This is a genomic window from Rhizobacter fulvus, from assembly GCF_964020785.1.
In genome coordinates, this window is sequence record NZ_OZ224516.1 from 3,050,087 (window position 1) to 3,062,414 (window position 12,328).

Consider the following 12,328-nt stretch of genomic DNA (forward strand, 5'->3'; position numbering starts at 1 on the left):
GTCAGTGACTCGTCCCGAGGTAGGCGCTGATGACGTCCGGGTTCGATCGCACCTCCTGCGGCGAACCGTCGCCGATCTTCTTGCCGTAGTCGAGCACGACCACGCGGTCGGAGATGTCCATCACCACGCCCATGTCGTGCTCGATCAGCACGATGGTCGTGCCGAACTCGTCGTTCACGTCGAGGATGAAGCGGCTCATGTCCTGCTTCTCCTCCACGTTCATGCCGGCCATCGGCTCGTCGAGCAGCAGCACCTGCGGCTCCATCGCGAGCGCGCGGCCGAGGTCGACGCGCTTTTGCAGGCCGTACGGCATCTTGCCGACCGGCGTCTTGCGGTAGGGCTGGATCTCGAGGAAGTCGATGATGCGCTCCACCACCTGGCGTTGCTCGGTCTCCTCGCGCTCGGCGGCACCCCAGCGGATCGCCTGCTGGAACAGGTTGCTCTTCATCTTCAGGTTGCGCCCCGTCATGATGTTGTCGAGCACGCTCATGCCCTTGAACAGCGCGAGGTTCTGGAAGGTGCGGGCCATGCCCATCTCGGCCACCTGCCGCGAGTTCATGTGCTTGAAGGTCTGACCGCGAAAGCTGATCGACCCCTGCTGCGGCTGGTAGACGCCGTTGATGCAGTTCAGCATCGAGCTCTTGCCGGCGCCGTTCGGGCCGATGATCGCTCGGATCTCGTGCTCCTTCACGTCGAAGCTGATGTCGGTCAGCGCCTTCACGCCGCCGAACGCGAGGCTGATGTTCTTCACTTCGAGGATGACCTCGCCGATCTTGCGGGTGGCCATCAGGCAGCCGCCTTCACAGGCGGAAAGACCTTGGTGTCGATGATCTTCAGGTCCGCCGCGACCATGCCGCTGCGCCCATCCTCGAACTTGACCTGCGTCTCGATGTACTGGTTGGTCTTGCCGCCGTAGAGCGCGTTGACCAGCACCTGGTAGCGCTCGGCGATGAAGCCGCGCCGGACCTTGCGGGTGCGCGTGAGCTCGCCGTCGTCGGCGTCGAGTTCCTTGTGCAGGATCAGGAAGCGGCTGATCTGCGAACCCGCGAGCTTCTCGTCGACCGCCAGGTCCGCATTGACCTTCTCGACGCACTCGCGGATCAACTCGTAGACCTCGGGCTTCTGCGCCAGGTCGGTGTAGCCGGCGTAGGGCAGGTTGCGGCGCTCGGCCCAGTTGCCGACCGCCTCGAAGTCGATGTTGATGAACGCGCAGACGGTCGCGCGCTTGTCGCCGATCGCCACCGCCTCCTTGATATGCGGGAAGAACTTCAGCTTGTTCTCGACGTACTTGGGCGCGAACATCGCGCCGTCGTTCGGCCCGCCCATGATGCGGCCGACATCCTTCGCGCGGTCGATGATCTTCAGGTGCCCGCCGGCGTCGAGGAAGCCAGCGTCGCCGGTGTGGTACCAGCCGTCCGGCGTCAGCACCTCGGCGGTGGCGGCCGGGTTGCGGTAGTACTCCTTCAGCAGGCCCGGGGATTTGACGAGGATCTCGCCGCTGTCGGTCAGACGGATCTCGACGCCGTCGATCGGCACGCCGACCGTGTCGGCCTTCGCTTCATGGTCGGGCTGCAGGCAGACGAACACCGCGGTCTCGGTCGAGCCGTAGAGCTGCTTCAGGTTGATGCCGATCGAGCGGTAGAACGTGAACAGGTCGGGGCCGATCGCCTCGCCGGCGGTGTAGGCCACGCGCACGCGGCTCAGGCCCAGCGTGTTGCGCAGCGGGCCGTAGATCAGCAGCTTGCCGATCGCGTAGTGCAGGCGATCGAGCGCGCCGACCGGCTGCCCATCCATCAGCCGCGTGCCGACCCGCCGCGCGACCGCCATGAAGTGATGAAACAGGCCCTTCTTGATCGCGCCCGCATCCTCCATGCGGATCATCACGGTGGTCAGCAGGCCTTCGAAGATCCGCGGCGGCGCGAAGTAGTAGGTCGGGCCGATGTCATTCAGGTCGATCGCGACGGTGCTGGCCGACTCGGGGCAGTTGACGACGTAGCCGCAGACCAGCCACTGCGCATAAGAGAAGATGTTCTGTCCGACCCAGGCAGGCGGCAGGTAGGCCAGCACCTCTTCGGCATTCGTGAGCTTGTCGAACTTCGCGCCGGCCTGGGCGCGGTCGATCAGCGTCATGTGGGTGTGGACCACGCCCTTCGGGTTGCCGGTGGTGCCCGAGGTGAAGAACATCGCGGCCACGTCGTCGGGCTGGGTCGCCTGCACCTCGGCGTCGAACACGCCCGGGTTCGCGGCATCGAACGCGCGGCCGGCCGCGATCAAGGCGTCCAGCGGGGACAGGCCCGGCTCGTTGTAGTTGCGCAGGCCGCGCGGGTCGTCGAACCAGATCCGCGCGAGCTGCGGGCACTGCTCGCGCACCTCGAGCATCTTGTCGACCTGCTCCTGGTCCTCGACGATCGCGAACGCGACGTCGGCGTTGGTGATCGGGAACACGAACTCGGTCGGCGCCGCGTCCTGGTACAGCGGCACCGGCACCGCGCCGAGCGACTGCGCCGCGAGCATGCAGGCCTGCAGCCGCGGCCGGTTCGCGCCGACCACGACGATGTGCTCGCCGCGCTTCAGCCCGGCCTCGTGCAGCCCGCAGGCGAGCTCGCGCACCAGCGTGGCCAGCGCACTCCAGGTCAGCGTCTGCCAAATGCCGAATTCCTTCTCGCGCAATGCCGCGGCGTTCGGCCGCTGGGCGGCGTGGTCGAGCAGGAGGCGCGTGAACGTCGTGGGCACCGGGGTGTCTCCGTGGTGGCGCCGGCGCGTCGCGAAGGCGACAGCGCCGGGGTCTGCTCGCGAATGTAGAAACAAGTTTGACGCCAGGTTGTCGTTCTGACGACAATCCTAGGGACAGTCCCCTCGGGTGTTTCCCTCGATGAATTCACGCCCTGCCGACAGCACGCGCGCGCCGGCGCCGATCTACCAGCGGGCCCGCGCGCCCAACGCGGCGGAACTGGCCGACATCCCATGGCTGGCCGCACTCGACCGCGAGGAGCGCGCGGTCGCGGTCCAGGACCTGAAGGTGGTGCAGATCGCCGCCGGCGAACTGCTCTGCCGCGTCGGCCGACCGGTGACCTTCTGGTTCGGCGTGATCGACGGCTTCCTCAAGATGAGCAACGACAGCGAGCTCGGGATGCCGATCACCTTCACCGGCCTGCCGCCGGGCGGCTGGTTCGGCGAAGGCACGGTGATCAAGCGCGAGGTCTACCGCTACAACATCCAGGCGGTGCGCACCAGCGTGGCCGCCGGTCTCGGCGTCGACACCTTCCACTGGCTGCTCAACCGCAGCATTCCGTTCAACCGCTTCATCATCCAGCAACTCAACGAGCGGCTCGGCCAGTTCATCGGCGCCCGCGAGACCGACCGGATGATCAATGTCGATGCCCGCGTCGCGCGCAGCCTGGGCGCGCTGTTCCACCCGGTGCTGTACCCGGGCGTCGGTGGCCTGCTGCGGATCACGCAGCAGGAACTCGGCTACCTGATCGGCCTGTCGCGCCAGCGGGTCAACGAGGCGCTGAACTCGCTTCAGGACAAGGGCCTGATCCGGATCGAGTACGGCGGCGTCAGCGTGCTCGACCTCGAGGGCCTGCGCAAGGTGGGGTGAGCGGCCGCGCGGCGAGCGCGACTTGTCAAACGTGGGGGTGGCAGCGGGTTTCAGGCCGGGCAGGCCACCCCGCGGCGATTAGACTCACCGTTGTGTGCAAACCCATTCGGCGTGGCAAACGTCACGCTCGACCGACTCCACGATGAGTGAGATCAGGGCGCTGCTCCTGACCGATGTCGTGGACAGCACCAAGCTGTCCCAGGAAATCGGCGATGCCGCCATGGCCGCCGTCTGGATGGCGCACGACCGCGTCGCCCGTGGCCTGCTCGATCCGTGGCGCGGCCGCGAGATCGACAAGTCCGACGGCATGCTGCTGCTGTTCGACAACGCCGGCGACGCCCTGGGTTACGCGATGGCCTACCACCGCGCGCTGGCCGCGCTGGAGACGCCGCTGGCCGCGCGCGCCGGCCTGCACGTGGGCCCGGTGATCCTGCGCGAGAACGAGGCGAGCGACGTGGCCCGCGGCGCCAAGCCGCTGGAGGTCGAGGGCCTGGCCAAGCCGATCGCCGCCCGCGTGATGGCGCTGGCGCGCGCCGGCCAGACGCTGCTGACGGCCGAGGCGCGCGATGACCTCGGCAAGACGGCGCTGAAGGTCGTCTCGCACGGCCACTGGCAGGTCAAGGGCGTGTCCGATCCGCTCGAGCTGTTCGAGGCCGGCGACGCGGGCGCCGCATTCGTGCAGCCGCCCGACGGCGAGAAGGCGTTCCGCGTCGTGCGCCTGGGCGACTGGTGGCTGCCGGTCAAGGACATCCCGAACAACCTGCCGCACCAGCCGACCTCGTTCATCGGTCGCGAACGCGAGCTCGGCGACGTCAAGGCGCTGCTGGGCACGGCGCGGCTGGTCACGCTGCTCGGCATGGGCGGACTCGGCAAGACGCGCCTGTCGCTGCAGGCGGCGGCGGAACTGATCCACCTGTTCCCGGACGGTGTCTGGTTCCTCGACCTGGCGCCGATCAGCGACGCGACCTTGGTGCTCGGCGAGGTCGCGCAGGCGCTCGGCGTGCGCGAGGAGCCGGACCGGCCGCTGCTGCAGACCTTGTGTGCGCACCTGAAGAACCACCGTGCGCTGCTGATCTTCGACAACTGCGAGCATCTGATCAAAGTCTCGGCGCAGCTCGCCAGTGCGATCCTGAAGGTGGCGCCGCAGGTGCGCATCCTGGCGTCCAGCCGCGAATCGCTGCGCACGCCCGGCGAGCAGAGCTATCCGGTGCTGCCGCTGCCGGTGCCGGCACAGGGTGCGGGCATGGAGGCGCTGGCGCGCTCGACCGCGGTGCGGCTGTTCGTCGACCGGGTCCAGCTGCACAAGCCCAGCTTCGAGCTGAACGAGCGCGAGGCGCCGCACGTGGCCGAGCTGGTGGCGCGGCTGGAGGGCATCCCGCTCGCGCTGGAGCTGGCGGCCGCGCGCATCCGCTCGCTGACGCTGGCCGACATCAACACCCGCCTGAAGGACCGCTACAAGCTGCTGACCGGCGGCTCGCGCGTGCTGCAGGAGCGCCAGCAGACGCTGCGCGCGCTAGTCGACTGGTCGTACGAACTGCTGGAGCCGCCCGAACAGACCGTGCTGTCGCGCCTGGCGGTGTTCGTCGGCGGCTTCGACCTGGCCGCCGCGGAGGCGGTCTGCGGCGACGACGCCGTGGACAGCGCCGACGTGCTGGATTTGCTCGCATCGCTGTGCGAGAAGTCGCTCGTGATGCTCGAGGAGCGCGACGAAGGCTCGCGTTACCGCATGCTGGAGACCATTCGCGACTACGCGCGCGAGAAGCTCGAGCAGAACGACGACGTCGCCGCGGTCGCGGCGCGGCACTGCGGCCACTACTTCGCCGTCGCCAAGGCGGCCAACCACGGCCTGCGCGGTCCGGAGCAGGCAGACTGGATCTGGAAGCTCGAGACCGAGCTCGACAACGTGCGCAATGCGATCGCGCTCGCGTTGGCCGGTGGCGTCGATTCCTTCATCGCGGTCAAGTTCGCGGTGGCGATGCAGGGCTTCTGGATCCTGCGCGGCTATTCGACCGAGGGCCGCAACGTGGTGCGCGCCGCGCTCGCGCTGCCGGCGATCGAGGCGTCGTCGGTCGCGCAGGGGTGGGCGCTCTACGTCGGCGCCGCGCTGGCCGAGAGCCAGAGCGACCACGCCGAGGCCCGCAAGATGCTGGAGACCTGCCTCGAACTGCGGCGGCAGCTCGGCAACGAGATCGACATCGCGGCCACGCTGTCGACGCTGTCTCTGGCGCGCCTGCAAGCCGGCGACGCCGTCGGCGCGGCGGCCGGCGAGACCGAGGCGCTGCAGATCTTCCAGCGCCTGGGCGACCGGCGCGGCGAGGCGATCGGCCTGCTGCACCTGGGGCAGATCGGCCTGTTCGAGGGCGACGACACGGCGGCGCGCGCGCACCTCGACCGGTGCCTGGCGATCTCGCGCGAGATCAAGCACCAGGAGCTCGAGGCCGAGTGCGAGCTGTTCCTCGGCGCGACCGCGCTGCAGGGCGACGACCGGGACCAGGCCGGCCTGCGCTTCAAGCGCTCGCTGACGGTGTGCCGCGAGGCCGGCGACAAGCGCGGCGAGGCGCACGCGATGTGGTGGCTCGGCCACCTCGACCTGCGCAGCGGCGACTTCGTCTCCGCGCGCTCGCGACTCAGCGAGGCGCTGCGCGCGTTCCGCGCCTTCGAGGCCTGGGAGGACGTGCTCGGCTGCCTCGAGGACCATGCGGTGCTGGCGCTGGCCGAGGGGCTGCCCGAGCTGTCGGTCGGGATCGCCGCGGTCGCCGCCAAGGCCCGCGAGCGCCTGGGCCTGGTGCATTCGCCGCGCGACGAGGCCCGCTGGCAGGCGCACCTGGCCGACATGCGGCGCGCCGTGCCCGACCTGCAATACAGCGGCGTCTGGCTCGACGCGCAGGACTGGCAGATCGACGTTGCGATCCGCCACGCGCTGGCGCCCCAAAAAGAAACGGCGACGGCCTGATCGGGCAGTCGCCGTTCGCGCCGCGCGCAGGCGCGGCGGGACCTTCAGGCCGCGCGGCGGCGGCGCGCGACGAACCCGAGCACGCCCAGGCCGGCGAGCATCAGCGCGTAGGTGCCCGGCTCCGGGATCGCCGGGGTCAGTTCGCCGAGCGAGTAGGTCTCGGAGATCACGCACAGCTCGTTGCGGTTGAAGCAGGTGTTCGAGTACGCCGGATCGTTCGGGGTCAGGCCCATGTAGGCCCGCACGCCGTTGGCCGCGAGCGGGTCCACCGAGTCGAAGTCGAAGTACATGTAGAACGCGTACGCGCCGCTGCCGGCTGCGGCGAACGAGGCGCCGGCGGGGGGGATGAAGCCGGTCGTGTAGTTCGACAGCAGCCCGGTCAGCTGGTTGTCGACGATCTGCAGGCCGGTCACGAACGTGGCGGGGATGCTGCTCAGGATCGAGAACGTCGTCTCGGTGCCGGCCTGGTCGGCCAGGTCGTAGAACGTGACGTCGAAAGCGGTGACCTGGAAGCCCGAGCACGCGCCCGTCGCGGTGTAGTTGCCGGTCGGCTGGGCCAGGCAGCTGTCGTCGACCTGGAACGTCGCGGTGGCCGACCAGCCCAGGTTCGGGACCGGGGCGCCGAACGCCGGATCCCAGCTGCCGGTGTAGACGGCGGCCTGAGCGGAGCCCGAGGCGGCGACCAAGGTGGCGCCGGCGACGGCCGCGCTGGCGACGAGGGACTTGAAACGATGGACAGACATGGGTACCGCCTTGTGTGGTTGCGTGCAAACCGATCTGCACTTGAGTCGGTGGCGCCACAAACTGGCCGCTCAACCGCCAAAGATTCACTGTTCAGGGCGCGATCATAAGGACCAATGTCAACGACGTTGTCCCGCCAATCACCCCCAGTCAGGGGGGTACAAGGGCCCGGGAAAAGGGGGTCAAGCCCGGGAAAAGTCCCGGAAAGCGGTCGGCGTCAGGCGTTGCTCACACCTGAGGCGACATGCCCCGCGGGGACGTGCGCCGCCGCGGAATCGACATGGCCGGTCTGGTCGTCGAAGAAGAAGTCCGGCTCGAACTCGCGCAGGAACGCCCCCTTCGGCAGCCCGCCCAGGAACATCGCCTCGTCGACCTCGATGTGCCAGTCCATCAGCGTGCGGATCGCGCGCTCGTGGGCCGGCGCGCTGCGGGCCGTGACCAGTGCGGTGCGGATGCGCATGCCGGCGGCGGGTTCGTGCTGGAGCCGCTGCAGGGCCAGCAGCAAGGGCTTGAACGGCCCGGCCGCCAGCGGGGTCGCCGAGTGGTCGCGCTCGTGCGCCTGGAAGGCGTCGAGCCCGCCCGACTGGTAGACGCGCTCGGCTTCGTCGGAGAACAGCACCGCGTCGCCGTCGAAGGCGATTCGCACCTCGCCCGGGTGCGCACTCGAGGCGCGTGCCGAGTGCGGGTAGACGCGCGCCGCCGGCACGCCGGCGCCGAGCGCCGAGCGCACGTCGGCCTCGTTGGTCGACAGGAACAGGTGCGCGTTCAGCGGCCGCAGGTAGCGCCACGGCGACTCGCCGCGGGTGAACACGCCGCGCTGGATCGGCAGCCTGTAGTGCTGCGCCGAGCGGAACACCCGCATCCCGGAGACCGGATCGTTGCGCGACAGGATCACGACCTCGACGCGCGGGCTCTCCACATTGAACGCCAGCAGCTTGTTGACCAGCGAGAAGGCGACGCCGGGCTTGGCGGCCCGGTCGAGCCGCGCCAGCTGCAGCTGCATGTAGGCGCGGTCGTCGTTCGCTTCGAAGTGCTCGTTCTCCTCCTCGAAGTCGAAAAGCGCGCGCGACGAGATCGCGACGACGAGCTGACCGTCGAGTGAGGTGGGCATGCGGCCGATGATACGAGCCGGGCGGCTCGGGTCGGCTCCGTCCAGCTTCGGTGCGCCGATCTTGCCCGCGCCACCGCGCGGCGCCATCGCGACTTGCCCGAACGCGCCTCGCCTACTGCATGAAGCCGATCGCCCCGCGCTTGCCGCGTGCGTCGGGCAGGTCACGGGTTTCGATGCGGCTTCGACGGTCGAGCTTGGCGTTGCCGAACGCGGTCATCCAGGCGCGGCGCATCTCGCGCGGAGCCAACTCGCTCATCGCGTCCAGCACGTCGCTGGGCGGGTCGAGCTCGAAGCGCTCGCCCCAGCCGTGCTCGGCGCGGATGCTCGCGTAGAGGCGCGCGGCGATGCGGCGTGCGGCGTCGCGATCGGGTGCGTGCACTTCGTACACGTTCATGCGGTTCAGGATCGGGTCCGGGATCGCCCGGCCGTCGTTGGCGGTCGCGACCCAGATCACCTGGCTGGCGTCGATCGGCACCTCGGCGAACTCGTCGGTGAAGCTGCCGGCGGTGTCGTGCTCGAGCAGGCCGTAGAGCGCGCCGAGCGGGTCGTACGCGTGCTCGCCGCCGGCCTTGTCGATCTCGTCGACGACCATCACCGGGTTCGCGTACTGGCCGTCGACCAGCGTCTCGAACACCTTGCCGGGGCGCGCGCCCTTCCATTGGCTGGACGCGCCGCTGAGCACCCAACCGGCGGTCATCGAGCTCATCGACAGGAAGCCCATGCCGGTGCCGAGCAACTGGGCGAGTTCGCGCGCGAAGTGCGTCTTGCCCACGCCCGGCGGGCCGAGCAGCAGCAGCGGCGTGATCTCGAGCGCGTCGCGGCTGTCCTCGCACAGGGCCAGCTGGCGGCGGATGTCGTCGAGCACCTCGGTGAAGTTGGGCAGCTCGTCGTAGAGGTGGTCCATCTCCGGCAGCCCGGAAGGCTTGACCTGGAAGCGCTCGGGGCCTTTCTCGAGCATGCGCTCGTAGGTTGAACGCAGCGTCTCGTGTTCCTTGTGCGGCAGCTTGTCGAGCTTGCGGCCGACGTCGTCGACGCGGTAGAGGTTGCGCATCCGCGCGATCGGGATGCTGCCGGGCCGGGACGAGACCGTCACGAGATCGTTGGAAGCGGGCATCTGGCGAACCTCCTGGTGCAACCTTGCGCTGTGAACATTCAAGCACAGTCTGCCGAACGGCGCCTCGCGGAACTGAGGGGCAAACCCGAGCTTGATGTTGCAGATCGCGTGCCAGGAGGCCGCGGGCCGAGCGCCGGGCCGCCCCGAGGCGGCCGAGGGATCACTTCACCCAGGTATTGAGCTGGATGATCGGCAGCAGAACGGCGAGCACGATCAGCATCACGACGCCGCCCATCGCGACGATCAGCAGGGGCTCGAGGATCGTCGCCATCTGCATCGCGCGGCGTTGCACCTCGGTGCCGAGCTGGCGGGCGGCCCGGTCGAGCATCAGCGGCAGCTGGCCGGTCTGTTCGCCCAGGCGCGAGAACATGCCGAGGATGCCGGGGAAGCGCTTCTTGCCGGCCAACGCCGACGCGAGAGGCGCGCCCTCGCGCACCTGCACCAGCGCGTCCATCGCGTCGGCGCGCATCGCGCGGTTCGACAGCGTCTCGCTCGCGGCCTGCAGCGCTTTCAGGATCGGCACCCCGGCCCCGGCCAGCATCGCCAGCGTGCCGGCGAAGCGCGCGGCGTTGTAGCCGCGCGCGAGCTTGCCGATCAGCGGCAGCTCGAGCCAGCCGGCATCGAAGCTCTGGCGGAACACCTCGTTGCGCAGCATCGCCATCAGCAGCCCGCCGCCGGCGGCCAGCGCCAGCAGCACCGCCCACCCCCAGTTGCGCAGGAAGGCACTGATGCCGAGCATCGCGATGGTCAGCGTCGGCAACGCGCGTTTGGAACTGCTGAACACCGAAGCGACCTGCGGCACCACGTAGGTGACGAGGAAGATCACGATCACGATCGCAATCAACGAGACGATGGCCGGGTAGAGCGTCGCGCCGATCAGCTTGCTGCGCAGTTCCTGGCGCTCTTCCAGGTCGTCGGCGAGGCGTTCCAGCACCTTGCCGAGCGCACCGCTCTGTTCGCCGGCGGCGACGACGCCGCGGTACACCTCGTCGAATTCGCGCGGTGCGCTGGCCAGCGCCCGCGCGAACGGCGAGCCGCTGTTGACCTCGCTCTTCAGGTGCGCGACGAGCTCGCGCTGGCGTGAATCCTCGGCCTCCTCGCTCAGCGCCGTCAGCGCGCGTTCGAGCGGCAGGCCGGCGCCGACGAGGCCGGCCAGCTGTCGCGTCCAGACGGTCAGGCTGGTGGTGTTGAACACGCGCCGCGTGAAGCGCAAGCCTTCGGCGCGCGTGCCGGCCGACGCGACCAGCGTGACCGCCAGCGGCACCAGCGACTGCGCGCGCAGCTGGCCACGCGCGGCCTTGGCGTTCTCGGCGTCGAGCAGGCCGGTGGTCGACTTGCCGGCGGCGTCGAGGGCTTCGAACTTGTAGGCGGGCACTGCTTATTCCCGGGTCACGCGCATCACTTCTTCGGCTGACGTGATGCCTTCGGCGACCAGCCGTTCGCCGTCCTCGCGCATCGAGCGCAGGCCGGCTGCCTCGGCGGCGACGAAGATCTGCGACTCCGCGGCGCGCCCGTGGATCAGCGCGCGAACCTGGTCGTCGACCGCCATCAGCTCGTACACGCCGGTGCGGCCCTTGTAGCCGGTGCTGCCGCATTCCGGGCAGCCGACCGGGTGGTAGCGGCCGCGCGCGTCGACCTTTTTGCAGTGCGGGCAGAGCTTGCGCACCAGCCGCTGCGCCAGCACGCCGATCAGGCTGGAGCTCAGCAGGAACGGCTCGACGCCCATGTCGATCATCCGCGTCACGGTGCTCGGCGCGTCGTTGGTGTGGACGGTGGCGAGGACCAGGTGGCCGGTCAGCGAGGCCTGGATCGCGATCTGCGCGGTCTCGTAGTCGCGGATCTCGCCGATCATGATCACGTCCGGGTCCTGGCGCAGGATCGCGCGCAGCGCCTTCGCGAAGGTCAGGTCGATCTTTGGGTTGACCTGCGTCTGGCCGATGCCGGCGAGCTCGTACTCGACCGGGTCTTCGACGGTCAGCACGTTGGTCGAGCCGGTGTCGACGCGGCCGAGCGACGCGTAGAGCGTGGTCGTCTTGCCCGAGCCGGTCGGCCCGGTCACCAGCACGATGCCGTGCGGCTGCTGCACCAGCTTGTCGAACTTCTTGAGCACCTCGCCGCTCATGCCCAGACCTTCGAGCGTGAACTTCGATTCGCCCTTGTCGAGCAGCCGCAGCACCGCGCGCTCGCCGTGCGAGGACGGCAGCGTCGAGACGCGCACGTCGACCGCGCGGCCGCCGATGCGCAGCGAGATCCGGCCGTCCTGCGGCAGCCGGCGCTCGGCGATGTCGAGCTCGGCCATGATCTTCAGGCGCGAGATCAGCGCCGCGTGCAGCGCCTTGTTCGGCTGCACCACCTCGCGCAGCGTGCCGTCGACGCGGAAGCGCACCGAACTGCTGCGCTCGTAGGGCTCGATGTGGATGTCGGACGCGCCGTCCTTCGCCGCCTGCGTCAGCAGCGCGTTCAGCATGCGGATGATCGGGGCGTCGTTGCTCGCTTCGAGCAAATCCTCGATCGCCGGCAGCTCCTGCATCATGCGGCTCAGGTCGACTGCGCTCTCGACCTCGCCGATGACCGTGGCGGCGCTCGACTCGCTGCCCGCGTACGCCACCGCAATGCGGTTGGCGAGCGACGACGCGGCCTCGCGCTCCAGCGCGTCCACGTCGTACAGGCGCAGCACCTCGCCGAGGGCGGGCAGGCCGACGGATTCGGGCGCCCACAGCACGAGCCGTGCGCCATCGTCCTCGAGCAGCAGCGTGTTGGCCTTGGCGTAGGCATAGGGCAGGGGGTGGCGGGCGCCCATCGTGGTGC

Annotated in this window: 9 protein-coding genes; 2 read left to right on the top strand and 7 right to left on the bottom strand. The window is 69.4% G+C overall.

Annotated elements, in window-relative coordinates; genetic code table 11:
• Position 1 precedes the first annotated feature (1 nt).
• Positions 2-787, bottom strand: coding sequence for an ABC transporter ATP-binding protein (locus ACWH49_RS14580; protein ID WP_448172102.1), 786 nt, complete (start codon positions 785-787; stop codon positions 2-4).
• Entirely contained in the window at positions 787-2,733 is a 1,947-nt protein-coding gene (locus tag ACWH49_RS14585) for an AMP-dependent synthetase/ligase (RefSeq protein ID WP_448172103.1), read from the bottom strand. The genes ACWH49_RS14580 and ACWH49_RS14585 overlap by 1 nt, the downstream gene beginning before the upstream one ends.
• Positions 2,734-2,872: 139 nt before the next feature.
• Here ACWH49_RS14585 and ACWH49_RS14590 point away from each other — a divergent pair, with 139 nt between their 5' ends.
• Both ACWH49_RS14590 and ACWH49_RS14595 read left to right on the top strand, forming a co-directional pair.
• Positions 2,873-3,601, top strand: a complete 729-nt coding sequence (locus tag ACWH49_RS14590; protein WP_448172104.1) for a Crp/Fnr family transcriptional regulator — start codon at positions 2,873-2,875, stop codon at positions 3,599-3,601.
• 142 nt (positions 3,602-3,743) lie between these two features.
• Complete coding sequence (locus ACWH49_RS14595) at positions 3,744-6,554, top strand: ATP-binding protein (RefSeq protein WP_448172105.1); 2,811 nt, start codon at positions 3,744-3,746, stop codon at positions 6,552-6,554.
• Between the two features lie 44 nt (positions 6,555-6,598).
• Here ACWH49_RS14595 and ACWH49_RS14600 read toward each other — a convergent pair whose 3' ends face one another.
• The 5 genes from ACWH49_RS14600 to gspE all read right to left on the bottom strand — a co-directional run bounded on the left by ACWH49_RS14600 (position 6,599) and on the right by gspE (position 12,320).
• Entirely contained in the window at positions 6,599-7,297 is a 699-nt protein-coding gene (locus ACWH49_RS14600) for a PEP-CTERM sorting domain-containing protein (protein ID WP_448172106.1), read from the bottom strand.
• A gap of 215 nt (positions 7,298-7,512) precedes the next feature.
• The gene (locus tag ACWH49_RS14605) at positions 7,513-8,406 is read right to left on the bottom strand and encodes a 5'-nucleotidase (RefSeq protein WP_448172107.1); all 894 of its coding nucleotides are present in this window, start codon (positions 8,404-8,406) and stop codon (positions 7,513-7,515) included.
• Positions 8,407-8,518: 112 nt separating this feature from the next.
• The gene (locus tag ACWH49_RS14610) at positions 8,519-9,520 is read right to left on the bottom strand and encodes an AAA family ATPase (RefSeq protein WP_448172108.1); all 1,002 of its coding nucleotides are present in this window, start codon (positions 9,518-9,520) and stop codon (positions 8,519-8,521) included.
• Positions 9,521-9,680: 160 nt separating this feature from the next.
• Complete coding sequence (gene gspF, locus ACWH49_RS14615) at positions 9,681-10,895, bottom strand: type II secretion system inner membrane protein GspF (RefSeq protein ID WP_448172109.1); 1,215 nt, start codon at positions 10,893-10,895, stop codon at positions 9,681-9,683.
• A gap of 3 nt (positions 10,896-10,898) precedes the next feature.
• Positions 10,899-12,320 (bottom strand): type II secretion system ATPase GspE, encoded by a 1,422-nt coding sequence (gene gspE / locus ACWH49_RS14620; protein WP_448172110.1) that lies wholly within the window; start codon positions 12,318-12,320, stop codon positions 10,899-10,901.
• Positions 12,321-12,328: the final 8 nt, after the last annotated feature.

Bases quoted from the DNA above. Each gene is read 5' to 3' on its own strand.
- ACWH49_RS14605 (WP_448172107.1), bottom strand. From the start codon at position 8,406: ATGCCCACCTCACTCGACGGTCAGCTCGTCGTCGCGATCTCGTCGCGC.
- ACWH49_RS14595 (WP_448172105.1), top strand. From the start codon at position 3,744: ATGAGTGAGATCAGGGCGCTGCTCCTGACCGATGTCGTGGACAGCACC.
- ACWH49_RS14600 (WP_448172106.1), bottom strand. From the start codon at position 7,297: ATGTCTGTCCATCGTTTCAAGTCCCTCGTCGCCAGCGCGGCCGTCGCC.
- ACWH49_RS14580 (WP_448172102.1), bottom strand. From the start codon at position 787: ATGGCCACCCGCAAGATCGGCGAGGTCATCCTCGAAGTGAAGAACATC.
- ACWH49_RS14610 (WP_448172108.1), bottom strand. From the start codon at position 9,520: ATGCCCGCTTCCAACGATCTCGTGACGGTCTCGTCCCGGCCCGGCAGC.
- ACWH49_RS14590 (WP_448172104.1), top strand. From the start codon at position 2,873: ATGAATTCACGCCCTGCCGACAGCACGCGCGCGCCGGCGCCGATCTAC.
- gspE (WP_448172110.1), bottom strand. From the start codon at position 12,320: ATGGGCGCCCGCCACCCCCTGCCCTATGCCTACGCCAAGGCCAACACG.